This is a genomic window from Streptomyces sp. CA-142005, from assembly GCF_050942335.1.
Lineage (GTDB): Bacteria > Actinomycetota > Actinomycetes > Streptomycetales > Streptomycetaceae > Streptomyces.
Window position 1 is genome coordinate 5075359 of the sequence record NZ_CP192078.1, and the last position, 26360, is coordinate 5101718.

The 26360-nt window shown below is 71.4% G+C and carries 25 protein-coding genes and 1 tRNA gene; 17 read left to right on the forward strand and 9 right to left on the reverse strand.

Features of this window, described 5'->3' with window-relative positions; translation table 11 throughout:
• Window positions 1-85: 85 nt before the first annotated feature.
• Window positions 86-772, reverse strand: coding sequence for a bifunctional DNA primase/polymerase (locus tag ACQPXS_RS23865; RefSeq protein WP_433451288.1), 687 nt, complete (start codon window positions 770-772; stop codon window positions 86-88).
• Between the two features lie 610 nt (window positions 773-1382).
• Here ACQPXS_RS23865 and ACQPXS_RS23870 point away from each other — a divergent pair.
• The 3 genes from ACQPXS_RS23870 to ACQPXS_RS23880 all read left to right on the forward strand — a co-directional run bounded on the left by ACQPXS_RS23870 (window position 1383) and on the right by ACQPXS_RS23880 (window position 5863).
• Entirely contained in the window at window positions 1383-2783 is a 1401-nt protein-coding gene (locus ACQPXS_RS23870) for a PP2C family protein-serine/threonine phosphatase (RefSeq protein WP_433451289.1), read from the forward strand.
• Window positions 2784-2968: 185 nt separating this feature from the next.
• Window positions 2969-4429: an aminopeptidase P family protein gene (locus ACQPXS_RS23875; protein WP_433451290.1), complete on the forward strand. Its 1461-nt coding sequence runs from the start codon at window positions 2969-2971 to the stop codon at window positions 4427-4429.
• Between the two features lie 66 nt (window positions 4430-4495).
• Window positions 4496-5863, forward strand: a complete 1368-nt coding sequence (locus tag ACQPXS_RS23880; RefSeq protein ID WP_433451292.1) for a PLP-dependent aminotransferase family protein — start codon at window positions 4496-4498, stop codon at window positions 5861-5863.
• Between the two features lie 10 nt (window positions 5864-5873).
• Here ACQPXS_RS23880 and ACQPXS_RS23885 read toward each other — a convergent pair whose 3' ends face one another.
• Both ACQPXS_RS23885 and ACQPXS_RS23890 read right to left on the reverse strand, forming a co-directional pair.
• Complete coding sequence (locus ACQPXS_RS23885) at window positions 5874-6437, reverse strand: GNAT family N-acetyltransferase (RefSeq protein WP_433451294.1); 564 nt, start codon at window positions 6435-6437, stop codon at window positions 5874-5876.
• Between the two features lie 7 nt (window positions 6438-6444).
• Complete coding sequence (locus ACQPXS_RS23890) at window positions 6445-6891, reverse strand: ATP-binding protein (protein ID WP_351802763.1); 447 nt, start codon at window positions 6889-6891, stop codon at window positions 6445-6447.
• 186 nt (window positions 6892-7077) lie between these two features.
• On the opposite strand from ACQPXS_RS23890, the gene ACQPXS_RS23895 reads away from it, so the two are divergent.
• From ACQPXS_RS23895 to ACQPXS_RS23935, 9 genes are all read left to right on the forward strand, one after another.
• Window positions 7078-7941 carry a hypothetical protein gene (locus tag ACQPXS_RS23895; RefSeq protein ID WP_433451297.1) on the forward strand — a complete coding sequence of 288 codons (864 nt, stop codon included), beginning with the start codon at window positions 7078-7080 and terminating at the stop codon, window positions 7939-7941.
• Between the two features lie 162 nt (window positions 7942-8103).
• A complete protein-coding gene (locus tag ACQPXS_RS23900) occupies window positions 8104-8841 on the forward strand; it encodes a YcnI family copper-binding membrane protein (protein WP_433451299.1) in 738 nt (245 codons plus the stop codon).
• 105 nt (window positions 8842-8946) lie between these two features.
• On the forward strand, window positions 8947-9600 hold the full coding sequence (locus ACQPXS_RS23905) for an SCO family protein (RefSeq protein WP_433451301.1): 654 nt from the start codon (window positions 8947-8949) through the stop codon (window positions 9598-9600).
• On the forward strand, window positions 9597-10085 hold the full coding sequence (locus ACQPXS_RS23910) for a copper chaperone PCu(A)C (RefSeq protein WP_433451304.1): 489 nt from the start codon (window positions 9597-9599) through the stop codon (window positions 10083-10085). Before ACQPXS_RS23905 ends, ACQPXS_RS23910 begins: the two co-directional genes overlap by 4 nt.
• Window positions 10086-10102: 17 nt before the next feature.
• Window positions 10103-12094, forward strand: a complete 1992-nt coding sequence (locus ACQPXS_RS23915) for a copper resistance CopC/CopD family protein (protein ID WP_433451307.1) — start codon at window positions 10103-10105, stop codon at window positions 12092-12094.
• An 8-nt stretch (window positions 12095-12102) separates the two neighbouring features.
• Window positions 12103-13386 (forward strand): iron uptake transporter deferrochelatase/peroxidase subunit, encoded by a 1284-nt coding sequence (efeB, locus tag ACQPXS_RS23920; protein ID WP_433451308.1) that lies wholly within the window; start codon window positions 12103-12105, stop codon window positions 13384-13386.
• Between the two features lie 197 nt (window positions 13387-13583).
• Window positions 13584-14516: a prephenate dehydratase gene (gene pheA, locus ACQPXS_RS23925; protein WP_433451309.1), complete on the forward strand. Its 933-nt coding sequence runs from the start codon at window positions 13584-13586 to the stop codon at window positions 14514-14516.
• 608 nt (window positions 14517-15124) lie between these two features.
• Complete coding sequence (gene serS / locus ACQPXS_RS23930; protein WP_356300949.1) at window positions 15125-16402, forward strand: serine--tRNA ligase; 1278 nt, start codon at window positions 15125-15127, stop codon at window positions 16400-16402.
• On the forward strand, window positions 16399-17199 hold the full coding sequence (locus ACQPXS_RS23935; RefSeq protein ID WP_433451310.1) for an HAD family hydrolase: 801 nt from the start codon (window positions 16399-16401) through the stop codon (window positions 17197-17199). Before serS ends, ACQPXS_RS23935 begins: the two co-directional genes overlap by 4 nt.
• Before the next feature lie 247 nt (window positions 17200-17446).
• Here the strand turns inward: ACQPXS_RS23935 and ACQPXS_RS23940 are convergent.
• The 6 genes from ACQPXS_RS23940 to ACQPXS_RS23965 all read right to left on the reverse strand — a co-directional run bounded on the left by ACQPXS_RS23940 (window position 17447) and on the right by ACQPXS_RS23965 (window position 21672).
• Window positions 17447-17534: transfer RNA gene (locus tag ACQPXS_RS23940), tRNA-Ser, on the reverse strand.
• A 251-nt stretch (window positions 17535-17785) separates the two neighbouring features.
• Window positions 17786-18028: a hypothetical protein gene (locus tag ACQPXS_RS23945; protein ID WP_433451312.1), complete on the reverse strand. Its 243-nt coding sequence runs from the start codon at window positions 18026-18028 to the stop codon at window positions 17786-17788.
• Between the two features lie 118 nt (window positions 18029-18146).
• Window positions 18147-18866: an ABC transporter permease subunit gene (locus ACQPXS_RS23950; protein WP_433451314.1), complete on the reverse strand. Its 720-nt coding sequence runs from the start codon at window positions 18864-18866 to the stop codon at window positions 18147-18149.
• 10 nt (window positions 18867-18876) lie between these two features.
• On the reverse strand, window positions 18877-19788 hold the full coding sequence (locus ACQPXS_RS23955) for an ABC transporter ATP-binding protein (protein ID WP_351802787.1): 912 nt from the start codon (window positions 19786-19788) through the stop codon (window positions 18877-18879).
• Complete coding sequence (locus ACQPXS_RS23960; RefSeq protein WP_433451316.1) at window positions 19785-20702, reverse strand: ABC transporter permease; 918 nt, start codon at window positions 20700-20702, stop codon at window positions 19785-19787. The genes ACQPXS_RS23955 and ACQPXS_RS23960 overlap by 4 nt, the downstream gene beginning before the upstream one ends.
• On the reverse strand, window positions 20692-21672 hold the full coding sequence (locus ACQPXS_RS23965) for an ABC transporter ATP-binding protein (RefSeq protein ID WP_433455916.1): 981 nt from the start codon (window positions 21670-21672) through the stop codon (window positions 20692-20694). The genes ACQPXS_RS23960 and ACQPXS_RS23965 overlap by 11 nt, the downstream gene beginning before the upstream one ends.
• A gap of 267 nt (window positions 21673-21939) precedes the next feature.
• On the opposite strand from ACQPXS_RS23965, the gene ACQPXS_RS23970 reads away from it, so the two are divergent.
• The 5 genes from ACQPXS_RS23970 (at window position 21940) to ACQPXS_RS23990 (ending at window position 26322) form a co-directional block, all read left to right on the forward strand.
• Window positions 21940-22782, forward strand: a complete 843-nt coding sequence (locus ACQPXS_RS23970) for a M24 family metallopeptidase (RefSeq protein WP_433451318.1) — start codon at window positions 21940-21942, stop codon at window positions 22780-22782.
• 32 nt (window positions 22783-22814) lie between these two features.
• A complete protein-coding gene (locus tag ACQPXS_RS23975; protein WP_433451320.1) occupies window positions 22815-24569 on the forward strand; it encodes an SDR family oxidoreductase in 1755 nt (584 codons plus the stop codon).
• A gap of 130 nt (window positions 24570-24699) precedes the next feature.
• Entirely contained in the window at window positions 24700-24882 is a 183-nt protein-coding gene (locus tag ACQPXS_RS23980; RefSeq protein ID WP_433451321.1) for a hypothetical protein, read from the forward strand.
• A 354-nt stretch (window positions 24883-25236) separates the two neighbouring features.
• Complete coding sequence (locus ACQPXS_RS23985; protein ID WP_399172911.1) at window positions 25237-25785, forward strand: RNA 2'-phosphotransferase; 549 nt, start codon at window positions 25237-25239, stop codon at window positions 25783-25785.
• A gap of 57 nt (window positions 25786-25842) precedes the next feature.
• Window positions 25843-26322 (forward strand): hypothetical protein, encoded by a 480-nt coding sequence (locus ACQPXS_RS23990; RefSeq protein ID WP_433451322.1) that lies wholly within the window; start codon window positions 25843-25845, stop codon window positions 26320-26322.
• Window positions 26323-26360 lie beyond the last annotated feature (38 nt).

The window sequence follows — 26360 nt, forward strand, 5'->3', positions numbered from 1 at the left end:
GAGTGCCTTGTCCCCGAGAATTTCGCAGCATGTGCGGAAGATAACGAGCGAGCGGGACGCACGGCTCCGCCCGCGCCGGACACCCCTACAACTCGGGCGCGCTCACACCCGTACGAGTGAGGGCGTCGACCACGGCGTCCACCACGGCCTCCACATCCGGCACCCAGGGCGCGGCCGACCCCGGCAGCGGCGCCCGCTCCCAGCGGACCGCGCCCTGACCGGTCTCGGACGGGGGCAGGGCGAGGTAGCCGCCCTCGCCGTGGAAGCGCAGCGAACCCGGGACGAAGTCCTTGGCGTAGAGCAGTTCGCCCAACTGCTCCAGGGAGTACGGCTTCACCAGCAGCGACCAGCGGGTCGGGGAGGCGATCACCGGGCCGAGGCGCATGCCCCGCCGGTCGAGCAGGGCGAGGGCGCGGGAGGCGGCGAGCGCCGGCAGGCTGACCGCGCAGGGCGCCTTGCCCCCGGTGGCCAGGACGATCGGCGCGCTCGGCCGGTTGGTCCACCACCAGCGCACCATGCGGGCGTCGGTCGTGGCGGCGAGCAGGCCGGGATCGAAGGGGTGCGCACCGGGCACCGTGCACTCCGGGTCGGGGCAGGCGCAGCGGGCCCGCCCGCGCGGGTCCGGGGCCACGCCCGGGAGTACCGGCCACTGCCACTCGGTCGCAAAGGTCAGGGCCGCACCGATCAGCTCAGACCTCTCGTCGTTCCGCCCGGGCCTCCCGTCGTTCCGCCTGGACAGGAGCCTGCGTCGCCTTCCGAGGATCTCGCGCATGAGCGCTCGTTCCTTTCCGTTGCACCGCTGGCAACACCGTGGTCCACATCACACCATGTGTCGATCACTTCACTGTGCGTACCTGTTGGCGCATCACACCCCTGCGCACGGCAGGGGGATCCCCAAGGGGTCGAGCAAGGGTCGCGTCCGCGTCCATAGTGCGTCTTTCACAAGCACGGCTGCGGCGCGGGGGTGGCGAAGTATGGCGTTTTGCCGTCGCGCGTGTTTCTCTCCGCCTCCGCCAGGGAGGATGGGGCTCGGCCGTCGGTGGCTATGACGCCCGGGTCCGTCGCCAGGTTCCGGGTGGCCCCCAACCACCCCTGGCCTTCACCGAGTACGTACCCATCACGACCGCTGTGACGCTCCGTGGAGCAAGGCCAGTCGACCGCAATGGACCGATACCTGGTGCAGTTTTCAGCCAACTTGGCAGTAAGGCAAGGGGTTCGAGGGAAACCTCGTCCGTCTCATGGACACCAGGAATCCCTGCAGGACAATGCTGGACATCCCCTCACGAGTGCGTGTACATGTGGAGACACTGCTAGCGGCGCAGAATGCCATGGGGGTTCGCGATGCTTTTCAGCACTACGCACCGGTCTGAAAGCCGGACGCCATGAACGCCCCGCACCCTCCGAAAGTGGCTGGAATCGATCCAGCGGTTCCGACGCCCGCACACACTGTCGCGCCCACTCCCCCCGCCGTCGGCGCCGGGCCCTCCCCGGACCCCGCTCTCGTCCCCGCGCCGAACGCCCCCGCGCCCGGCGCCCTCCTCCAGGACCGGCTGGCCGGCTGGGTCTCCGACCTCACGACCCTCCACGAACTCACCGAGTGCCTGTCCCGGACGAACGCCCTGGAACCGGCCCTGCACGAACTCCTGCGCGCCGGAGCCGCCCTCGTCGGCGCCCGCCGCGGCCTGGTCGCCCTGGAGCCCGGCGACGGACTCGGCCCCCGCACCACCCTCGGTCTCGGCCTCGGCCGCGCCGACCTCGGCCACATCGAGACCGTCCCGCGCGGCGCGCTGCCGTACGACACCGGCACGGCCGCCGAGATCGTCCACCCGGACCTGCTCGCCGAGGACGGCCTCGACCCCCGGCACCGCGAGGTGGCCGCCCGCCTCGGCTACGCCGCCAGCTACGCCCTGCCCCTCGCCTCCGAGTCCGCCGGCCGTCTCGGCGCCGCCGTCTGGCTCTACGACGAACCGGCCGAACCCCACGAGCGCCGGCGCCACCTCGCCGGCCTCTACGTCCGGCACGCCACCGAGCACCTCGCCCGGCTGGTGGAGCTGGAACGCGCACGCACGTGCGCGGCGACCATCGCCGAGGAACTGCTGCCCACCCGGCTGCCGCGTGTGCCGGGCGTCCAGCTCGCGGCCCGGCGCCGCACCGGCCCGCTCGGCGGCGGCGACTGGTACGACGCGCTGCCGCTGCCGGACGCCGCGCTCGGACTGTCCGTCGGCTCGGTCACCGGCTCCGGGCCGAGCGCCGTGGCCGCGATGGGCCGGCTGCGCGCCAGCTTGCGCGCGTACGCCGTGATGGAGGGCGAGGACCCGGTCGCCGTCCTGTCCGACCTGGAACTGCTGCTGCGGCTGACCGAACCCGCCCGCTCGGCCACCGCGCTGTTCGCCTACTGCGAGCCCGCCCTGCGCAAGGTCACCCTGGCCGGCGCCGGACACAGCCCGCCGCTGCTGATCGGCGAGCGGCGCACCGAGTTCGCCGAGACCTCCGTCTCCGCGCCGCTCGGCATGCTCGCCTGCTGGGAGGCGCCGAGCGTGGAGTTCCAGGCGGAGGCCGGGGAGACGGTCCTGCTCTACACCGACGGGCTGCTGCACCGTACCGGCGACCCGACGGACCGCGCCTTCGCCCGCCTGCACGCCGCCGCCGCGAGCGTCCCGCGCACGCTGCGCCGCGACCCCGGCGCCATCGCCGACCACGTCCTGCGCACCGTCCTGCCGGACGGTCTGGACGCGGCCGACAGCGAGGAGGACGTGGTGCTGCTGGCGGCCCGCTTCGACTGAGCACCGCCCCGCCGCCGACGGCCCGCTTAGGCCGGGCATCGCCATGCATGACCGGGCATAACAGGTCGTGCGACCCTGGTCCGCCCGCGGTACGAACGTACGATGATGGAGGCCCCCCGCTCCGACACGATCGCGAGCAGCACGGGCCGCCGGGGGAGATCACACGCCGTACCGAGGAGGATCACGTGTCCGACGAGCTCAACCCGGAGACCCCGGAAGCTGAGTCCGAGGAGCCCATCAAGCAGCGGAAGAACGGCCTGTACCCGGGCGTCTCCGACGAGCTGGCCGAGAACATGAAGTCCGGCTGGGCCGACACGGAGCTGCGGGACCTGCAGCCGATCCCGCAGGCCGCCGAGACCGCGCGCCGCCGCGCCGCGCTCTCCGCCCGCTTCCCGGGCGAGCGCCTGGTGATCCCGGCGGGCAACCTGAAGACCCGCTCGAACGACACCGAGTACCCCTTCCGCTCCTCCGTCGAGTACGCGTACCTCACCGGCAACCAGACCGAGGACGGCGTCCTGGTCCTGGAGCCCACGGCGGACGGCCACGAGGCGACGATCTACCTCCTGCCCCGCTCCGACCGCGAGAACGGCGAGTTCTGGCTCTCCGGCCAGGGCGAACTGTGGGTCGGCCGGCGCCACTCCCTCGCCGAGTCCGAGGCGCTGTACGGCATCCCGGCCGCCGACGTGCGCGAGCTGGCCGACAAGCTGCGCGAGGCCACGGGTCCGGTGCGCGTGGTGCGCGGCTACGACGCCGGCATCGAGGCCGCGCTGACCGACAAGGTCACCGCTGAGCGGGACGAGGAGCTGCGGGTCTTCCTCTCCGAGGCCCGGCTGGTCAAGGACGAGTTCGAGATCGGCGAGCTGCAGAAGGCCGTCGACTCCACGGTCCGCGGCTTCGAGGACGTGGTGAAGGTCCTCGACAAGGCCGAGGCCACGTCCGAGCGCTACATCGAGGGCACGTTCTTCCTGCGTGCGCGCGTGGAGGGCAACGACGTCGGCTACGGCTCCATCTGCGCGGCCGGCCCGCACGCCTGCACCCTGCACTGGGTCCGCAACGACGGCCCGGTCCGCTCCGGCGACCTCCTCCTGCTCGACGCCGGTGTGGAGACCCACACCCTCTACACGGCCGACGTCACGCGCACGCTGCCGGTCAACGGCACGTACACCGGGATCCAGAAGAAGATCTACGACGCGGTGTACGAGGCCCAGGAGGCCGGTATCGCGGCCGTGCAGCCGGGCGCCAAGTACCGCGACTTCCACGACGCCGCCCAGCGCGTGCTCGCCGAGAAGCTCGTCGAGTGGGGTCTGGTCGAGGGCCCGGTGGAGCGCGTCCTGGAGCTGGGTCTGCAGCGCCGCTGGACCCTGCACGGCACCGGTCACATGCTCGGCATGGACGTCCACGACTGCGCCGCCGCGCGGACCGAGACGTACGTGGACGGCACGCTGGAGCCGGGCATGGTTCTCACCGTCGAGCCGGGGCTGTACTTCCAGGCCGACGACCTGACCGTGCCGGAGGAGTACCGGGGCATCGGCGTCCGGATCGAGGACGACATCCTCGTCACCGAGGACGGCAACAGGAACCTCTCGGCGGGCCTGCCGCGCCGTTCCGACGAGGTCGAGGCGTGGATGGCCGCGCTGAAGAGCTGATCTGCGTTTCAATGGCCGGGTACCGGGAGGTGCCCGGCCATTCGCGTGCCTGGGGGGAAGGTTCTCGTGAACGACTTCTGGTCCGGTGTCGGTGTCGATCTGCATCTGGAGCCGGACTCGGCGGACGGGCGCCGTATCGGACTCGAGCGGGCCCTGCGGGACGCCGTACGGGACGGGCGGCTCGTGCCCGGGACCCGGCTTCCGGCCACCCGGCGGCTCGCCACCGAGCTCGGCATCTCACGCGGCACCGCCAAGGCCGCCTACGACCAGCTCGTCGCCGAGGGGTACCTGACGGCGCGCCAGGGCTCGGGCACCCGGGTCGCCGAGCTGCCGCCCGTGGCCTCGGCGGAGCCCGGCACGGCGACACGCACGCGTGCCCCGCGTTTCGATCTGCGCCCCGGCAGCCCGGACGTCGGCGCCTTCCCGGCGGCGGCCTGGCTGCGCGCGCTGCGCCGGGCCATAGCGACGGCGCCCTCGCTGGCGTACGACTACGGCGACCCGCGCGGCCGGATCGAGCTGCGCACGGCGCTCTCCGGCTATCTGGGCCGGGCGCGCGGGGTGCTGGCGCCGCCGGAGCGGATCGTCATCACCTCCGGGTACGTCCAGGGCCTCGCGCTGCTCACGCGCGTGCTGGACGGCGCCGCCGTCGCCATGGAGGACCCCGGGCTCCCGTTCCACCGGGAGGTCGTGCGGCGGGCCGGCGGAACGGTCCTGCCGGCACCGGTCGACGCGCACGGGGTGCGCCCCGAGGAACTGGGCGAGGCCGCCGCCGTGGTGGTCACACCGGCGCACCAGTACCCGACGGGGGTGACCCTGCACCCGGAGCGGCGGCGAGCGCTCGGCGACTGGGCACGCGCGCGTGGCGGGCTGATCGTCGAGGACGACTACGACGGGGAGTTCCGCTACGACCGCCAGCCGGTCGGCGCGTTGCAGGGCATGGCGCCGGGCCAGGTGGTCTATCTGGGCACCGCCTCCAAGACCCTCGGCCCCGCACTCCGCCTCGGCTGGATGGTGCTGCCCGCGCACCTGGTCGACGCGGTCGCCGACGCCAAGCTGCACAGCGACCACCACACCGAGTCCATCGGCCAGCTTGCGCTCGCCGAGCTGATCGACAGCCATGCCTACGACCGGCACGTGCGCGCGTGCCGGCTGCGCTACCGGCGCCGCCGGGACCAGTTGCTGCACCGGCTGGGGGCGGGCCGGAGCGTGCACGGGATCGCGGCGGGGCTGCACGCGCTGATCGACGTGCCCGACGAGACGGCGGTGATGGCCCGCGCGGAGGCGGAGGGCCTCGCCCTCGGCGCCCTCGGCGACCACTGGCAGGCAGGCCGGCGCGAGGGCCGGCCGCAGGGCCTGGTCGTCGGCTACGGCACGCCCCGCGAGCGGGTGTATCCGGAGGCCCTGGAGGTGCTCGCGAAGGTGCTGGACGCCTGAGAGGGGCTCGTCACAGGGCGGGATCGCGGTCGTGCAGGATCCGCTGGAACAGCCGGCAGTCCCGCCACTCCCCGTCGATGTGCAGGTACTTCGGGGCCATGCCGATCGGTTCGAACCCGCATTTCGCCAGCACCCGCTGCGAGCCGGTGTTCCCGAGCAGCGTCGAGGCCTCGATCCGGTGCAGCCCCACCGTGTCGCGCGCGATCCGGCAGACCCGCTCCACCGCGGCCGTGGCCAGGCCGCGGTGCTGCTGGTCGGCGGCCACCCAGTAACCCAGCGAGGAACTGCAGAACGGCCCCCGGCTGATCCCGGTCAGGGTGATGGTCCCGACGATCCGCCCGTCCGCCGCCTGGAACACGAAGGGAACCGCGCCGCCCTCGGAGAACACCCGCAGCATCCCGTCGATCCGCTCCCGCTGCCCCGCCTCGGTGAAGAAGGACTCCGGCCGGCGCGGCTCCCACGGCCGCAGGTGCTCACGGTTGTCCACATAGGCCGCGCTCAGCGGACCCGCGTCGGCCCGCGCCAGCAGCCGCAGCGTCACCCCGTCCGCTATGTCTCCGCTCTCGATCTCCATGCCCTCACTATGCCGTCAGCAGCGAGGGGTCCTTCGTCCACTTGAGAATCTTGTCGAAGCTGACCACCGTGCCGCCCCGGCCCGGCTTGGCGCCGATGTGCACGTGGTCGGCGAGTTCCCGGATGAGACACAGCCCGCGGCCGTGCTCGGCGTCCGCGCGGGCGGGCCGGATCTCCTGGGTGCGGGCGAACCCCGGTCCGGAATCGGCCACTTCGATACGGCACTTCTCTCCGTCGAGGTACGCGGTCACCCGGTACGCCTCCGAGACGCCGCCGTGCGGCGCGTTCCCGCCGTGTTCGACGGCGTTCGCGCAGGCCTCGGTCAGGGCCACGGACAGGTCGTAGGAGACTTCGGGATCGACGCCCGCCGTCTCCATGGTGCCGATCAAAAGCCGCCGGGCGAGCGGCACGCTCGCGGCCTCGCGGCGCAGATGGAGTGACCACCAGATGCTCATGCTCCAGCCTCCTGGCCGCGGCTCGACATACCGATACGTATTGCCGCCCGTAGGGGGCCGTAAGCACACAGTTGACGTGACTCCGCCCATACAGCCGATGCGCAAAGGGAGGAATCGGTGTATGAGGGACGTTCCCGCGGCCCTGCCGTAGGGCGCCCGTAAGCGCAGTGCGATGATGAGCGCGCCATGACTGCCCCCCACCCGCGCACGGCGCGTCCCGGAGCCGGGCTCCGGATCCTGCGGGCCGCGGTGTTCGCCGCGGTCTGCGTCGCGTTGGCCGCATGCGGGCACACCCTCGCCTCCTGCGCGAGCGTGCCCCTGTGGACGCTGGGCGCGGGCTTCCTCGGCTGTCTGCTGCTGGTGGTGCCGCTCGCCGGGCGGGCCCGCTCGCTGCCGGGCATCGCCGCGCTCCTCGCGCTCGGCCAGACCGCGCTGCACGCGCTGTTCGGGCTGAGCCAGCACGGCACCGCCATGGCCTCCGGCGGGACGGCGATGGGGTCGATGGGGTCGATGAACTCCACCGGCTCGACGGTCTCCTCGCTCAGCGACACCGCGCTGGTCGAGCAGGCCGCGCGGCTGCTGTGCGGGGCGAGCCCGTCCGCCCTGACCCCGGGGCGCGCCTTCCATCTGCTGTCCGCCGCGCACCTCGTGGACCGCTCGGGGCGGCCCCTGGCGGTCATGGGCGGCGTGCACCACGCCTACGACGCCACCGGCTCCTCCGCCGCGCTGCTGCCCTCGCTGCCGATGCTGCTCGGCCACGTCCTCGCGGCCGTCGCCGCGGGCTGGCTGCTGCGCCGGGGCGACCTGGCGCTGCTGCGGCTGATCGAGCTGTCGGCGCACGGAGTCGCAGAGGGGGCGCTCGTACGGTCGCTGCGCGCCGCGCTCGCGCTGGCGCGCGCCCTGTGCGCCGGGCTGCTTCCCGCCGCCGAGCCCCTCCCGCGGGGCCGTCGTACCGCCCGGGACGACGCACCCGACCCGCACACCACCGCACTCCAGCACACGGTGATCCGGCGCGGCCCGCCCGCCGCCGCCTTCCGTCTCGCCGCCTGACGCGACGCGCGCACCACTGCACTGATCCGGTGATCCGGAGCAGAGGGCTGCCGCCGTCGCGCGGCACGCGCGCGTGCGCACCGTGAACCCGCCGAAGGGCACGGCCACGCACACGCGTACCTCTCTTCCTCACCGGAACTCTCAGAGTGGAGTGCTCCTGCCATGCAGGCTTCTCGTATCGCTTCCCGTGCCCTCGCCGCCGGCGCCGTCGCGGGCACGGCCGTCCTGGCGCTGTCCGTCCCCGCCTTCGCGCACGTCTCCGTGCAGCCGGAGGGCACCGCGGCCAAGGGCGGCTACGCGGTCGTCGACTTCAAGGTCCCCAACGAGCGCGACAGCGCCTCGACCACCAGGATCGAGGTCAGCTTCCCGGCCGACCACCCGCTGGCCTCGGTCATGCCCGAGCCCGTCGCCGGCTGGACCGTGAAGGTCACCAAGTCCAAGCTGGACAAGCCGCTGACCGTGCACGGCGAGAAGATCGACGAGGCCGTCACCAAGGTCACCTGGACCGCGGCCGACGGCAAGGGCATCCAGCCCGGCTACTTCCAGAAGTTCCCGCTCTCCCTCGGCGCCCTGCCCGAGAACACCGACCAGCTCGTCTTCAAGGCGGTCCAGACGTACTCCAACAAGGAGGTCGTGCGCTGGATCGAGGTGCCGCAGGCCGGCCAGGACGAGCCGGAGAACCCGGCGCCCGTGCTGCAGCTGTCCGCCGCGACCGACGACCACCACGGCACGGCGGGCGCCGAGGACGCCTCCGACAGGACCGCGACCGCGGCCGCCGATTCCGGATCCGGCTCCCACGGCACCGACACCACCGCGCGCGTGCTCGGCGTCGTCGGCATCGTCGTCGGCGTCGCGGGCGTCGCCTACGGCGTGCTCGCCGGCCGCCGCCGGACCGCCTAAGCCCTTCCGGACCGCGCACCGGGGTCGTGCGGGGCGTGCGACGCTGTCGTGGCTGTCGTACGACCCCGGTGCGCGCCGGAACACTCACATCTGGGACATTTTTCTATGCGCAACAAGACGTTCGCCGCGGCCGCGCTGCTCGCCGCCGCCACCCTGACCCTCTCCGCCTGCGGCAGCGGGAACGACGGCAAGTCGCCGGTCTCCGTGGTCTCGGAGGAGTCCGACTCGGGCAAGGCCGCCACCGTCCTCGACCAGCCCTTCCAGAAGCCGGACCTGGTCCTCACCGACACCCACGGCGAGAAGTTCGACCTCCGCCAGGAGACCAAGGGCCATCCGACCCTGCTGTACTTCGGCTACACCCACTGCCCCGACATCTGCCCCACGACGATGAGCAACATCGCCGTCGCCAAGAAGGCGCTGCCCAAGTCCGAGCAGAACGACCTGCGGGTGGTGTTCGTCACCACCGACCCCGGCCGCGACACCCCGGCCGAGCTGGGCAAGTGGCTCAAGGGCATCGACCCGCAGTTCATCGGGCTGACCGGGGACTTCGCCACCATTCAGGCCGGTGCCCGCTCCGTCGGCATCTCCGTGGAACCGACGACGAAGGACAAGAACGGCAAGCTCGTCTCCGTCCACGGCACCCAGGTCATCGCCTTCTCCCCGAAGACGAACGGCGGTTACGTCCTCTACGGCGAGGACGCCACGGTCGACGACTACACCAAGGACCTGCCCAAGCTCGTCAAGGGGGCGAACCCGTGAGGCACCGCCCCGCCCTCGTGACCGCGGGCGCCGCGCTCGCCGGTGCACTGGCCCTCGCCGGCTGCTCCGGCTCGGGCTCGGGCTCGGGGTCGTCCGGCTCCGGCTCCTCGAAGGCCGAACTGTCGGTGAGCGGGCCGTACATGCCGCAGCCGGTCTCCGCCGACATGGCCGCCGGCTTTCTGACGATCGCCAACAAGGGCGGCGCCGAGGACGAGTTGACCGAGGTGACCAGCGACGTCGCGGGCCAGGTCACCATGCACAGCACCATGGGCGGCGCCATGCGGGAGAAGAACTCCTTCGCCATACCCGCCCATGGTCAACTCGTGTTCAAAAGCGGTGGCAACCATCTGATGTTCGAGAAGCTGAAGCACCAGCCGAAGCAGGGCCAGACGGTCACCGTGAAGCTCACCTTCGCCAAGTCCGGGCCCCTCACCGTCGAGATGCCGGTGAAGTCCGCGACGTACAACCCGTCGACCGGCCACTGAGGGAGGGACCGACCACCGTGACGCGGACCATCACCCCCACGGGACACCGGGGCAGCCTGCGCACCCTGGTGCTGCTGCTCCTCGCCGCCATCGGCGCACTGCTCGCGGGCGCCGGACCGGCCTCCGCCCACGCGGCGCTGACCGGCAGCGACCCCGCACAGGGGGTGGTGGTCAAGCAGGCGCCCAGCCAGGTGTCGCTCACCTTCTCCGAGAAGGTCGCGATGAACGACGACTCCCTGCGCGTCCTCGACCCGCGGGGCAAGCCGGTCCAGACCGGCACACCCGCCAACGTGAGCGACACGACGTACGCGGTGCGGCTCAAGAACGGCCTGGGCAAGGGCACCTACACGGTCACCTACCAGGTCGTCTCGGCCGACAGCCACCCCGTCTCCGGTGCCTACACCTTCTCCATCGGGGCGCCCTCGCAGACCGTGGTCTCCGGCACCGGTTCGGTCGCGGGCGGCGGAGCCGTGGGCGGGCTCTACGCGTTCGGGCGGTACGCGTCGTACGCCGGTTTCGTCGTGCTCGCCGGGGGCGCGGCCTTCGTGCTCGCCTGCTGGCAGCGCGGCGCGGGCGTACGGGCCCTGCAGCGGCTGGTCGTCGGCGGCTGGCTCACGCTCACCGCGGCCACCCTGTGGCTGCTGCTCCTGCGCGGCTCCTACACCACCTCGGGGAAGTTCGCCGACGTCTTCGACCTCGGTCTGCTGGGCCAGGTGCTGCAGACCAAGACCGGCGCGGCGCTGGTCTCCCGGCTGCTGCTGCTCGCCGCCGCCGCGCTGTTCGTCGCCGTCCTCTTCGGTGCCTACACCAAGCGGGAGGAAGGCCAGGAGAAGCGCGATCTGACCTTCGGGCTCGCCATCGGCGGTGTGGTCGTCGCGGCGGGGCTCGCGAGCAGCTGGGCCATGGCCGAGCACGCCTCGGTCGGGCTCCAGCCGGGCATCGCCATGCCCGTCGACGTCGTCCACCTGCTGGCCGTCGCCACCTGGCTGGGCGGGCTCACCGCCCTGCTGGTCGCCCTGTACCGGGCGCCCGCCGAGACACCGGTGGAGGCCTCCGCCGTCCGCCGCTTCTCCCGGCTGGCCTTCGGTTCCGTCGTCGTGCTCGTCGCCACCGGTATCTACCAGTCATGGCGGCAGCTGGGCTCCTGGTCGGCGTTCACCGACACCCGGTACGGGCAGTTGCTGCTGGTCAAGATCGGGCTGGTGGCGCTCCTGGTCGGCATCGCCTCGATATCGCGACGGTGGACGGGGCGGCTCGCCGACGACGCGCACGACGCCGACGCGGTTGCCGTCGCCAAGGAGGCCGGGAAAACGGCCGCGGGCGCCGAGGAGCCCGAGAGGGAACGCGTCACCGCGGCAAGCGCGGCCGAGAAGGAGCGTGCCGCCACCGCGAAGGCGGCCGGGAAGAGCGCCGGCTCCGGCGACTCGGAGCGCGCCGCCCAGCTCGCCCGGCAGCGCGCCGCGATGGCCGCCGCCCGGCAGAAGCGGCTGCGGGACGGCGACGCCAACCGCTTCGGACTGCGCCGTACGGTGCTCGCCGAGGCCGGTGTCGCGGTCGTCCTGCTCGCCGTCACCACCTGGCTGACCCAGACCGAGCCGGGCCGCACCGAACTGGACGCCAAGGCGGCCTCCTCGTCCTCCTCCGCCTCGGCCACGGCGCCCTCGAACGGCGCGCTGACCCTGGACATGCCCTTCGACACCGGCGGCACCGACGGCAAGGGCGTCGTCAGCATCGACCTCGACCCCGCGCGCGTGGGCGGCAACGAGATGCATGTGTACGTCCAGCGGCCCAACGGCCGGGCCTTCGACATCCCCGAGGTGAAGGTCGCCTTCACCCTCGAGGCGAAGAAGATCGGCCCGCTCCCCGTGACCCCCGACCACATCACCACCGGCCACTGGTCGGCGAGCGGAGTGCAGATTCCCATGGCCGGCGACTGGAAGATCGCCGTCACCGTGCGGACCTCCGACATCGACCAGGTGACCGTCTCCAAGAACGCGCAGATCGGCTGAACGACACCATGCCCGACCAGTCCATCCCTCAGGCCCGTACCGCCGCCGAGGTTTCCGAGGCGGCCGAGCCCGCGGGCGGCCACGGCATCTCGCGGCGCGCCCTGCTCGGTACCGCGGGCACCACCGGGCTCGTGCTCGGCGCGGCGGGCGGTGCCGTGGGCTACACCGCCGCACCCGCCCCGGCCACCCCGCTGACCTCGGTGGGCTCCGACCGGGCGATGTTTCACGGGAAACATCAGCCCGGCATCACCGAGGGCCTCCAGGCGCGCGGTCATCTCGTCGCCTTCGACCTGGCGGCGGGCGCCGGCCGCAAGGAGGCCGCGGCCCTGCTGCGCCGCTGGTCGACGGCGGCCGAGCGGCTGATGGCGGGCGAAGCCGCGCCGCACGACGACACCGATGTGGCCCGCGACGCCGGGCCCTCCTCGCTGACGATCACCTTCGGCTTCGGGCACTCCTTCTTCGGCAAGACCGGCCTGGAGAAGCAGCGGCCGAGCGCGCTGGACCCCCTGCCCGACTTCTCCTCCGACCACCTCGACAAGGCGCGCAGCGACGGCGATCTATGGGTGCAGATCGGTGCGAACGACGCCCTGGTCGCCTTCCACGCCCTGCGCGCGATCCAGAAGGACGCGGGCGGAGCGGCGCGCCTGCGCTGGCAGATGAACGGCTTCAACCGCACGCCGGGCGCCACCGCGCACCCCATGACCGCCCGCAACCTCATGGGCCAGCTGGACGGCACCCGCAATCCGAAGCCGGCCGACGCCGACTTCGACCGGCGGATCTTCGTGCCGGCCTCGGGCGAGCCGGCCTGGATGGCGAACGGTTCCTACGCCGTCGTACGGCGCATCCGCATGCTGCTGGACGACTGGGAGAAGCTGTCGGTGCCGGCCCAGGAGGCGGTCATCGGACGCCGGAAGTCCAACGGGGCGCCGCTGTCCGGGGGTGACGAGACCACCCCGATGGACCTGGAGAAGACCGACGCCAAAGGCGAGTACGTCGTCCCCCTCACTGCCCACGCCCGGATCACCCGGCCCGACAAGAACGGCGGCGCGGCCATGCTGCGGCGTCCCTTCTCCTACCACCACGGCTTCGACGCGGACGGCACGCCCGACGCCGGTCTGCTCTTCGTCTGCTGGCAGGCCGACCCGCTGCGGGGTTTCGTCCCGGTGCAGCGCAAGCTCGACCGGGGCGACGCGCTGTCCCAGTACATCCGGCACGAGGCGAGCGGGCTGTTCGCGGTGCCGGGCGGGGCCGCCAAGGGCGAGTACGTGGGGCAGCGGCTGCTGGAGAGCTGAGCCGACGGCGCGTGACGGGGGGCGGGCCGGCGCGTGACGGGAGTCCGGGACGACGGGTGACGGGGAGACGCGTTCGAGCGGGTCACGGCTCCGTCGCGGTCACGCGCTTTAGGGGTATTCGGGGTTCAAACCACCCGGTCGAGTGGTTGTCGTGAGACACCCGAGCCCGGACGGCCTGCGGCGATTAGGGTGAGGACATGCCAGCGAGCTATGCGTATCTCGGCCCCGAGGGCACCTTCACCGAAGTCGCCCTGCGGACGCTCCCGGAAGCGGCCACCCGGGAGCTCGTCCCGTATGTGTCGGTGCAGTCCGCGCTGGACGCGGTGCGGACCGGCGAGGCCGATGCCGCGTTCGTGCCGATCGAGAACTCCGTCGAGGGCGGCATCACCACCACCCTGGACGAGCTGGTCGCGGGCGAACCACTGATGATCTACCGCGAGGTGCTGCTGTCGATCACCTTCGCCCTGCTGGTCCGGCCCGGCACCGAGCTCACGGACATCAAGACGGTCTCCGCCCACCCGGCGGCCCAGCCGCAGGTGCGCAACTGGATGCGCAAGCACCTCCCGGACGCGCACTGGGAGTCGGCCGCCTCCAACGCGGACGCCGCCCGCCTGGTCCAGGAGGGCCGTTACGACGCCGCCTTCGCGGGCGAGTTCGCCGCCGCCCGGTACGGCCTTCAGGCCCTGGAGACCGAGATCCACGACGCGGAGAACGCGCAGACCCGGTTCGTGCTGGTCGGCCGCCCGGCCCGGCCCGCCGCGCCGACCGGCGCCGACAAGACCTCGGTGGTGCTGTGGCAGCGCGACGACCATCCCGGTGGCCTGCGCGACCTGCTCGGTGAGTTCGCCTCCCGCGGCATCAACCTCATGCTGCTGCAGTCGCGGCCGACCGGCGCCGGCATCGGCAACTACTGCTTCTGCATCGACGCCGAGGGCCACATCTCCGACCGGCGGATGGCGGAGGCGCTGATGGGCCTGAAGCGGATCTGTCTGCAGGTGCGTTTCCTCGGCTCCTATCCGCGTGCGGACATCGGGCCGGCCGAGGCTCCTGCGACGCGGCCGGGGACGTCGGACGAGGAGTTCATGGCGGCGGCCGACTGGGTGGCGCGCTGCCAGGACGGTCGGTTCTGAGGCGGCCGTAGACTGCTTCCGGCCAGTACTACCTGCATATCTTCGTTATCCACAGAAGTTATCCACAGGTCCGCTTCTCGACCTGGGGACAAGTCGACAAGGGCGCGTGAGTCGGTCGACAAATCGCCCCTCGTGCCCCCGATGCGGCCACTATCCCGCACCTCACCCTTCGTCCACTCGTTTCCATTGATTCATCTTTTGGAGCGACCCCTTTCCACTCAAAAGTGGGTGTGAACAGGGTTTGTCCTGGGAATTCTCCAGTCCGCCGCGATGTTCCGGAGTGATCAATTCCGAAATCCACAGACCTTCCACACAGCCTGTGGATAACTCTTCGGAGGGGTGTGGATCGCTGTGGACAGCGGGCCCGCGAAGTCCCGTCCTCCACAAGGAAATCCGGTCAACCCGGCGCCGGAGCACCGCCCCGTCCCAGGGAGTGAGACACTCTCCGTTGACGCGTTCCGGGCGGTTCCGGATGCCGCCGACGGGTTTTGACACATCACGCTGCGTAATTTGCGCATTACGGAACGCAAGCGACAAATGGTGGCGAATCCGAGCTGCTTGGAATAGGGATTCGTGAGCGGCGAGCCCGCACCGGTAGCCTTGGCCTCGTGATTGACCTTCGCCTGCTCCGTGAGGACCCCGACCGTGTGCGCGCGTCCCAGCGCGCCCGTGGAGAGGACGTCGCGCTCGTCGACTCCCTCCTGTCTGCCGACGAGCGGCGCAGGTCCTCCGGCGTCCGCTTCGACGAGTTGCGCGCCGAGCAGAAGCAGCTCGGCAAGCTGATCCCCAAGGCCACCGGCGACGAGAAGGCCGAGCTGCTGAAGCGGGCGAGCCAGCTCGCCGCCGACGTCAAGGCCGCCGACGCCGAGCGCGACGCGGCCGACGCCGAGACCCAGGAGCTGCTGCTCCAGCTCGGCAACCTCGTCCACCCCGACGTGCCCGTCGGCGGCGAGGAGGACTTCGCCACGCTGGAGACGCACGGCACGGTCCGTGACTTCGGCGCCGAGGGCTTCGAGCCCAAGGACCACCTGGAGCTCGGCCAGATCCTCGGCGCCATCGACGTCGAGCGCGGCGCCAAGGTCTCCGGTTCCCGCTTCTACTTCCTCACCGGCGTCGGCGCTCTGCTGGAGCTGGCCCTGGTGAACGCGGCGATGGCCCAGGCCACCGCGGCGGGCTTCACCCCGATGCTCACCCCGGCGCTGGTCCGCCCGCAGTCCATGGCCGGCACCGGCTTCCTCGGCCAGGCCGCCCAGGACGTCTACCACCTCGACAAGGACGACCTGTACCTGGTCGGCACCTCCGAGGTCCCGCTGGCGGCCTACCACATGGACGAGATCATCGACGCCGACAAGCTGCCCCTGCGGTACGCGGGCTTCTCGCCCTGCTTCCGCCGCGAGGCCGGCTCGCACGGCAAGGACACGCGGGGCATCTTCCGTGTGCACCAGTTCGACAAGGTCGAGATGTTCTCGTACGTCGCCCCCGAGGACTCCCAGGCCGAGCACCAGCGCCTGCTGGAGTGGGAGAAGCAGTGGCTGACCTCGCTGGAGCTGCCGTTCCGCGTCATCGACGTCGCCACCGGTGACCTCGGCGCCTCGGCCGCCCGCAAGTTCGACTGCGAGGCGTGGATCCCGACCCAGGGCAAGTACCGCGAGCTGACCTCGACCTCGGACTGCACCGAGTTCCAGTCCCGCCGGCTGTCGATCCGCGTCCGCGACGGCAAGCAGGTCAAGCCGCTCGCCACCCTCAACGGCACGCTGTGCGCCGTACCGCGCACGATCGTGGCGATCCTGGAGAACCACCAGCAGGCCGACGGCTCGGTCCGGGTCCCCGAGGTGCTGCGCCCGTACCTGGGCGGCCGGGAGGTCCTGGAGCCGGTCGCCAAGTGACCGGCTTCCCCTACCGGCTGATCGCGACCGACCTCGACGGAACGCTCCTGCGCTCCGACGAGTCGGTCTCCCGGCGCACCCGGGACGCGCTTGCCGCGGCCACCGCGGCGGGCGCGGCCCACATCGTCGTCACCGGCCGCGCGGTCCCCTGGACCCGGCACATCCTGGACGGCCTCGGCTACGAGGGACTCGCCGTCTGCGGCCAGGGCGCACAGGTCTACGACGCCGGGGCGCACCGCCTGCTGACGTCCGTGACCCTGGACCGGCAGCTGGCGGGGGTGGCCCTGGCCAAGATCGAGGCCGAGGTGGGTCCGCTGTACCTGGCGGCCAGCCGGGACGGTCTCGACGGCGAGGTGCTGGTGGGCCCGGGCTACGCGGTCACGGGCAAGCTCCCCGCCACCCCCTTCACGGACGCGTCCGACCTCTGGGCGGCTCCGCTGGGCAAGATCTACATACAGCATCCGACGATGGGCGACGACGAGCTGGCGGACGCCGCCCGGCAGGCCGCCGGCGGTTTCGTCACCGTGGCCATGGCGGGCGCGGGCATCGTGGAACTCCTCCCGCTGGGCCTGTCCAAGGCCACGGGCCTCTCCCTGGCAGCCCGCCGCCTCGGTCTGAAGGCCGCGGACACGATCGCCTTCGGCGACATGCCCAACGACATCCCGATGTTCGCCTGGGCCTCCCGGGGCGTGGCCATGGCCAACGCCCATGAGGAGCTCCGCGCGGTGGCCGACGAAGTGACCTCCTCCAACGAGGAGGACGGGATCGCGGTGGTGCTGGAGCGATTGCTGGCTTAGCAGCCGGGGCTCGCCGTGCGACGTGCGGTCCGTCGCCGGGTGCGGGTGCATCGTGGCTGGTCGCGCAGTTCCCCCCGCCCCTGGGGCGTCGCAGTACCGGCGCCTTCCAAGCACCGCCGCCGCTGCGGGCAGAGGGCATCCTGCCGGCGCCCGCGAGTGAGTCGCCCCGTCGGCCACCCACAGCACCGGGCGCCACTCCACAGACTCCCAGCCGGCAAGTCGGCCAAGTCCCAGTGACAACGTCTCGCGGAGGATGCACGGATCGAACGTGCGCGGGCTTTCCAGGCCCGACCACGGTTTAGCAAACCGGTGCCTTACCACTCGGCCAATCCTCCGGGTGGGCGGCCCACGCGAGAGCGACATCGCGTGCTCGAAGCGGCCGCCCCGGGCAGCTCCTAGGGCTCCACGGCGGGGTAACTACACCGGAGCCGGCCTCGGGCTGCCCTGGCGGGAGCTGGGCGTACTGCCGTGCATGGACATCGCCCACCTCCACTCCCGGTTCATGACGCCGGGACGATCCCGGCGGATGGGGCACAATCACTCTGCCTCACCGCTGAGTTGGGCGCCAGCGAATAAAAGGGCGCCGCTAGCGCCGGCGCCATCTGCGCCGGCGCGCCTTGCTGAAGAACCAGCCCGCCGGGGGCTCGTCGGAGCGCCATGGCTGCGGCTCCGGCTCCTCGGCCCGCCAGCGGGCAGCCAGCATCCGTGCTCTCGCGGACGGCTCGGAGGTCTCGGCGGAGCGCACAAAGGACTCGTCCAGGACCAGCTCGTCCCACATGTCACCGCCGGAGCGCCCACACCCGTCGTGCTGCGGTATCTCCTCTGCCATGGCCGGCCTCCTAGCCGTACATCCGCTTTGCCCAGTGTGCCCGGGTCGAGATGAAGTCCCCGTCAAGGCTTCGGGGCCCCGCAGGAGCCCCGGAGCCCTGGCGGGAGCCCCGGCGGGCCTACTCCTCGCCCGCCAGCTTCAGCGTCCGCAGCTTCTGCCCGGCGTACCAGGTGGCCAGCACGGTCACCGCCACCAGCAGCACCGTGGCCGTCGGCAGGCTCACGTCCGAGGTCACCAGGTCACCGCCGGCGAGCTTGTGGGCGACGGCCAGCGACCACTGCTGGACGCTGAGCGTGCGCGCGCCGGGCACCAGCGAGCCGAACAGCGCCTCCCAGACCAGCGCGTAGACGAGTCCGAAGACCACCGCGTGCCGGGAGACGGTGCCGAGCAGCAGGAAGAGCGCCGAGTAGGCGATGGAGGACACCAGCGCGGCGACGGTGTAGGCGACGGCGATCTGCTGGCCGTTGCCGTTGAGGATCAGGCCCGCGATCAGGGTCGGGACCGCCGAGAAGACCATGGTCACGGCGATGGCGACGATCAGCTTGGTGAAGATGATCGTGGGCCGTTTCAGCGGCTTGGACAGCAGATAGACGACGGAGCCGTCGTCGATCTCCGGTCCGATCGCGCCCGTGCCCGCGATGACGCCGATGATCGGCACCATCGTGGCGATCCCGAAGCCGCCGAGGACGTCGGAGGCCGTCTGGTCGTCGGCTCCGGTCAGGCCGCGTACGGCCACGGAGATCACGATCAGCAGCAGCGGCAGCACGCCGAGGATGAGGGCCCGGCGACGGCCGAGCAGGGCCCGGTAGGTGAGCCGGGCGACGGTGGGGTCGTACATCTTCGGCCTCCTACGCCGCGACCAGATACGAGAAGACGGACTCCAGGGACTCGTCGGACGGCGAGACCGTGAGCAGTCGGATGCCGTGGTCCCGGGCGACCCTCGGCAGCAGGGCGGTGAAGCGGCCGAAGTCGACGGCCTGGACGCGCAGCGCGCCCTCGGTCAGGTCGACCTCGATGCCCGCAGTCGAAGGGTCGGCGATCAGCGCGGCCGCGAGGGCGCGGTCGTCGCTGGAGCGGACCAGGTAGCGGTGCGGGCGGTCGGTCATCAGCCGGCGGATCTTGCGGAAGTCGCCACTGGCGGCGTGCCTCCCCGCGACGACGACCTCGATGTGCCGGGCGAGCTGTTCGACCTCTTCGAGGATGTGCGAGGAGAACAGCACCGTGCGGCCCTCGTCGCCCATCTTCCGCAGCAGGTCCATCAGTTGCATGCGCTGGCGCGGGTCCATGCCGTTGAACGGCTCGTCCAGCAGGAGCAGCGACGGGTCGTGGACCAGCGCGCTCGCCATCTTCACGCGCTGCCGCATGCCCTTGGAGTACGTGGAGATCTTCCGGTCCTGTGCGTACTCCATCTCGACCGTGGCGAGGGCCCGTTGGGCGGCCTTGTCGCCGAGACCGTGCAGCTCGGCGTTGGCGACGACGAACTCGCGCCCGGTGAGGAAGTCGTACATCGCCTCGCGCTCGGGAACGATGCCGATGTGCCGGTAGATCCGCTCGTTGCGCCACACCGGCTGTCCGTCGAGGGTGACCGTGCCGGTGGAGGGGGCGAGGAAGCCGCCCATCATGTTGATCAGGGTGGACTTTCCGGCGCCGTTGGGCCCGAGCAGGCCGGTGACCCCGGGGCCGATGGTCATGGTGATGTCGTTGACGGCGACCACGTTGCCGAACCAACGCGAGACGTGGTCGATGCTGAGCGTGGTCACAGTCCCACCTTCTTGTAGCGGCGCATCAGCAGGCCGTAGCTGCCGGCGATCAGGGCGAGCACGACCAGGACGTAGACCAGGCCCTGCCCGGTCGACGGGCTCACCGCGCCGGGGTTGCGGGCGGTCGCGCCCAGGAAGGCCGACTGGACGCCGTCGATGAGCGTGACCGGGGAGAACAGGCCGATCCAGGGGATGGCGGAGGTGTGGTTCTGCACATCGGCGATGGCCTGGAGGGTGCTGACCGCTCCGTAGGAGATGACGAGCACGGCGATCACGGCGGCGATGCCGAAGCCGCGGCGCGGGGTGACGGCGGCGATGACCAGGCCGATGCCCGCGAAGAGCAGGGAGAGCAGGGCCACGGAGACCAGTCCCTCGGCGAATTCCTTCGTCTGGTGGGCGAAGCCCAGCTTGGACAGCAGCGCGCCCACGTACATCACGAGCAGGGGAGCGGCGGTCAGGATGAAGATCGCCGAGGCGAGCGAGGCGAACTTGGCGCGTACGTAGTCGGCGGTCTCGATGGGCCGCGAGAAGTACAGCGGGACCGTCTTGAAGCGCAGGTCGCGGGAGACCGCCTGGGGTGCCTGCGCGGCGACGTACAGGCTGATCACGGCCTGCATCATGATCCCGTAGCGGGTGTAGGCAACGGGCAGTTCATGCGCCTTGGTGAAGACCGCGACGGCCACCATGATGGCCGCGGGCACGCACATCACGGCGAACAGCAGCATCGGCAGCACCTTGGACTTGGCCGAGCGGCCGAGGCCGTAGGCGCCGCGCAGGGACTGCGCGTACAGCGAGCGGCGGGCGTAGGCGCGGCCGAGGCGCGGGCCGTCGTAGCCACGGTAGCCGATGTCGTGGATGCGGGTCTGGTCGCCCGGGGGTGTGGTCAGGGGCTGCAAGGGGTGCTCAACCGCCATGGCGGACGGCCTCCTTCCGCTGCTCGTCGCCGCTGTGCTCGGCGCTGCTGGTGAACACCTCGGAGATGTGGTGCCGGCGCTGCTCCATGCGCACCAGGCCGAGGCCGAGGTCGGCGACGACGTCCCGGACCAGGTCGTACGTCTCCTCGCCCTGGGCGGTCAGCAGCAGGATGTGTCCGGCGCCGGGGAGTCCGGCGCCCTCGTTCTGGGTCTCCACCCCGCGCGCGTGGAGCGCGTCGCGGACCGCGCGGGTGCCGTCGGGGTGGGTGTCGCTGTCGGTGACCTCGATCGCGAGGGTGGTCGTGGTCTGGGTGAAGTCGGTGGTGGAGCTGGAGCGCAGGAGCTTGCCGCCGTCGATGACGACGACGTGGTCGCAGGTGCGCTCCAGTTCACCGAGGAGGTGGGAGGTGACCAGGACCGAGATCCCGAAGTCGGTGTGGATGCGGCGGATCAGGCCGAGCATCTCGTCCCGGCCGACCGGGTCGAGGCCGTTGGTCGGCTCGTCCAGGAACACCAGCTGCGGGTCGTGCACCAGCGCCTGCGCGAGCTTGACCCGTTGCTTCATGCCGGTCGAGTAGCCGCCGATGGGGCGGTAGCGCTCCTCGTACAGTCCGACGTGGCGCAGGGTGTCCGCGGTGCGCTCACGCGCGGCGGTGGGCGGCAGGCCGGACATGCGCGCCATGTGGACGACGAACTCGGTGGCCGAGACGTCGGGCGGCAGGCAGTCGTGCTCCGGCATGTAGCCGACGCGCTCGCGGATGGCGCCGCCCTTGGAGGCGACGTCGAGGCCGAGCACCTCGGCGCGGCCCTCCGTGGCGGGGGACAGACCCAGCAGGATCTTGATCAGGGTGGACTTGCCGGCGCCGTTGGCTCCGACGAGTCCGGTCACACCGGCTCCGATGTCCACGGACAGCCGGTCGAGCGCGGTCACCCGGGGGAACCGCTTGCTCAGGCTTTCGGTCGCGATCACAGTCACGCCTACGACGGTAGTGATTCAGGCCACGCCGGTCGTCAGACCTCAGAGCCGTCTTCGCGTCCGACCCAAGTATTACGGGGCCCTAGGGGATGCCACGCCTCAGGGTTACCCCGGGTTCTCCACAGCCTGTCAGCCGTCCTATTGACGCGGCCTCTAACAACTGCCACATTCGCCAGTGTCAAGTTACGGACGAGTACAGCGGTCCACAGACGAGTCGTCGCATCGACGGGACGAGCCGGTGACGCGACGGGACGGGGCGGCATGACGACGGCAGTGAGCAGCAAACTCTCCGTGGAGTTGCGGGGGTTCAGGCGGGTGCAGCGCCTCGCCTACGAATGCGCGGAGGCGGTCGCGGCGCGGCTGGAACCCGGCGTGACCGAACGCGAGGCGGCCCGGATGCAGCGGGAGTGGCTGCGCGAGCGCGGGGTGCGGGACTGGTTCCATCTGCCCTTCGCCTGGTTCGGCGACCGCACGGCGTTCGTGAACTTCCGCGTACCGCTGCAGTTCTTCCCCACCGGCCGCGCCCTGGAGCCCGGGATGCCGTTCATCCTGGACATGGCGCCGGTCCACGAGGGCTACACGGCGGACATCGGCTACTCGGGCTCACTCGGCGTCAACCCGGTGCAGGAACGGCTCATGGCCGATCTGGAGGCGCACCGCGAGCTGATCCTGCGCGAGGTGCGCGAGCGTCGGCCGCTGCGCGAGATCTACGAGGACGTGGACCGTCTCATGGTCCGCCAGGGGTATGCCAACCGGCATCGCGCGTACCCGTTCGGTGTGATCGCCCACAAGGTGGACCGTGTGAAGCAGCGCCGCTTCTCCCCCCACCTGTTCGGGTTCGGCACGCAGTCCCTGAAGGGTCTGGCCTCCGACGCGCTGCGCGGCCACCGCGAGGGCTGGTCACCGCTGTGGTCGCCGTACCGCTTCTCCGACCATCCGCCGCGGCCGGGCCTGTGGGCGGTCGAACCGCACCTCGGCTTCCGGGGCACGGGTGCGAAGTTCGAGGAGATCCTCGTGGTCACCGACTCCAAGGACCCCGAGGAGAGCGCGTTCTGGCTGGACGACGAGCTGCCGCACGTGCGGCGCTGGGCGGAGGAGAAGTGACGGCGGGCGGGTCGGGAGGAGCGGCGGCGGACGTGACGTTGAAGGGTGCGCGGGAGCGCAGGGTGGCGACCGGCGGGGTCGAACTGTGCGTGGCCGAGCTGGGCGATCCGGAGCAGCCCACGGTGGTGCTGGTGCACGGCTACCCGGACAGCAAGGAGGTCTGGTCCGAGGTCGCCCTCCGCCTGGCCGACCGCTTCCATGTGGTCCTGTACGACGTCCGGGGCCACGGACGTTCGACGGCGCCCAAACCGCTGCGCGGCGGCTTCACGCTGGCCAAGCTCACCGACGACTTCCTGGCCGTCGTGGACGCGGTGAGCCCGGACCGCCCGGTCCACCTCGTCGGGCACGACTGGGGCTCGGTGCAGTCCTGGGAGTTCGTCACGGTCGGCCGCACCGAGGGCCGTATCGCCTCCTTCACCTCGATCTCGGGCCCGTCCCTGGACCACTTCGGGCACTGGATCAACGCGCGCGTGCGGCGCCCGACGCCCCGCCGGGTGGGCCAGCTCCTCGGCCAGGGCGCCAAGTCCTGGTACGTGTACCTGCTGCACACTCCGGCCCTGCCGGAACTGGCCTGGCGCGGCCCGCTCGGCAAACGCTGGCCGAAGATCCTCCAGCGGGTCGAGAAGGTCCCCGGCGGTGCCTACCCGACCCCCTCCCTCGCCTCCGACGCGGCGCACGGCGCCTGGCTGTACCGGGACAACGTCCGCGCCCGGCTGCTCAGGCCGCGCCCGGACGCGTACGCGCACGCGCCCGTGCAGCTCATCACGCCGCAGCAGGACGCGTTCCTCTCGGAGCGCCTGTACGACGACCTGGAGCAGTGGGTGCCCCGGCTGACCCGCCGCACGTTTCCGGCCAAGCACTGGGTCCCGCGCACCCGCCCTGATCAACTCGCCTCTTGGATCGAGGAATTCGTCATGTCCGTGGACGGCGGCCGCCCGGAACCCAAGGCCACCGGCCGGCACGCCGACCGGTTCGGCGGCCAGTTGGTCCTGATCACCGGGGCCGGCAGCGGCATCGGCCGGGCCACGGCGTTCGCGTTCGCGGAGGCCGGCGCCCGTGTGGTGGCCGTCGACCGCGACGCCGAGGCCGCCACCCGCACCGCCGAGCTGTCCCGGCTGATCGGCGCGCCCGACGCCTGGGCGGAGCTGGCCGACGTCTCCGACGAGCAGGCGATGGAGAAGCTCGCCGAGAAGGTGCACCGCGAGTACGGCGTGCTGGACGTGCTGGTCAACAACGCGGGCATCGGGCTGTCGGGCTCCTTCTTCGCCACCACCTCCGAGGACTGGCGCAAGGTCCTGGACGTCAATCTCTGGGGTGTGATCCATGGCTGCCGGCTCTTCGGCGCGCGGATGGCCGAGCGCGGCCAGGGCGGGCACATCGTCAACATCGCCTCGGCGGCGGCGTTCCAGCCCTCCTGGGCCCTGCCCGCCTACGGCACCTCCAAGGCCGCCGTGCTGATGCTCTCCGAGTGCCTGCGGGCCGAACTCGCCGGTCAGGGCATCGGGGTGAGCGCGATCTGCCCCGGCATCGTCAACACGAACATCACCTCCACGGCTCGCTTCGCTGGAGTGGACGAGGCGGAGGAGCGGCGCCGCCAGAAGAACTCCGCCCGGCTGTACGGCCTGCGCAACTACCCCCCGGAGAAGGTCGCCGAGGCCATCCTGGACGCCGTGGTCCGCAACAAGGCGGTCGTGCCGGTGACGCCGGAAGCGCGGGGCGCGCATCTGCTGTCGCGTTTTCTGCCGGGGGCGTTGCGGGGGCTGGCTCGGGTGGAGCCGAAGTTGTGAGGACCTGGGGGTCGCACCTTGGTCACTAGCCGTTCACGGCCGTTCCCCGAGTCACCAAGCGCCGTCCGTGGACACCGAGTTGCACCGGCCGCTGTATCGCTACCCGCGATCACACGTCGGGCCAAGGGAGTTGAGGAGACAGACCGAGCACATCGCCGCCCACTTCCAGCAGTTCACCACCGAGTACGTCTTCGCGCGCTGCCTGGACGCTGCCGGTCACCGTACGGACGCGAACGCGGCGGAATCGGCCGACTGGTACGTCGGCTGCGCCCTCGGGTCCGGCAGGCCATGGAAGGTGAACTCGCCGGAGTGATACCCGCGTTGGTGACCGGACGTCCGCGCACACACCTGGGGACGGCGAATCCTGCGAAGAGCAATCCGGCCGCTCTCCTACTGAGGCGATCCGGGCCGCACACAGGCTCGTTGGGAATGAATACGTTGCCGCGGTCATCACGCTGGCAACTGAACGCAAGCTGAGGGACCGCAACTTGGCACGTCTGACCTCATGCGCCTCACAGAGCAACGCTAGTTCCCGAATCTCCCTAATCTGCACGTCACTTGTCCACAGGATCGTCAATTCCCCTGTGGATAACACCACTTGGCTGTGGACCAAACCTACGAGCAAAAAGAACCTGCGTGATCCATATCTCTCCCTCACCCTGGACGCATGGACGAAAGACGCACCGTGAAGGTGTCGAAGTACCTCTCGAAACACCTGCGCCACCAGCCGGAGCGCATCGGGCTCACCCTGGACCAGGGCGGCTGGGTGGAGATCGACACGCTGATCGCCGCGGCCGCCGCCCACGGCTTCCGGTTCACGCGCGAGGAACTGGACCACGTGGTGGCCGCCAACGACAAACAGCGCTTCAAGATCGAGGGCAGCCGGATCCGCGCCAGCCAGGGCCACAGCATCGAGGTCGATCTCGGGCTGCCCCCGGCGACCCCGCCGCCGTATCTCTACCACGGGACCGTCGCCCGCAACCTGGACGCGATCCGGGCGGACGGCCTCAGGCCCATGAGCCGGCACGACGTCCACCTCTCCGCCGACCGCGAGACCGCCACCCGGGTCGGCGCCCGGCGCGGCCGCCCCGTGGTGCTCACCGTCGACGCCGGAGCTATGCACCGCGACGGCCACGTCTTTCATGTCAGCGCCAACGGCGTCTGGTTGACGAAGGCCGTACCCCCGCGCTACCTGCGGTTTCCTGGACCGCACTGAACGTTCGGCCCGCTGCGTGCCCCGGCCCCCGGCCGACACGCGCACCCGACCGCCGTCATGATCAGTGATATGGACCACCCGCCCGAACATCCCGAGCACCTGCCGACCACCGAGTCCGCCGTCGCCGCGCTGCGCGCCCTCGCCGTCCACTACGCGCGCGAGATCGAGGTGACCCACGACATCGGCGCCGACCAGACCTCCCGCCGCAGCGCCGCGGGCATCGGTGTGACCGCCGACCCCGACGGCTCCCTGCCGCACGAGGCGTACGTCGAGGTCGGCGGCGTACCCCGGGTGAGTGTGCGTCTCTATCCGGAGGACGACGCGCTGATCACCGTCGAGGGCATCGAGTGCCCCGACATCCCGCGCGACGACGTGCCCGCCTTCCTCCGCTCCGTCTTCGAGGGCCTCGCCCATGTCAAGGCGCGCCGCTTCCCGCCCGGCTACCGCCTCGTCGTCCCGCTGCCCGGCGACCGTACACACAAGGAATACGTCCCCATGGCCCTGCTCAGCCCGTGGTTGAGCAGCCGCGTTCGGTGACCGTTTGGTCCGTCGTCCGTGCGTCCGCTTACTCTCGG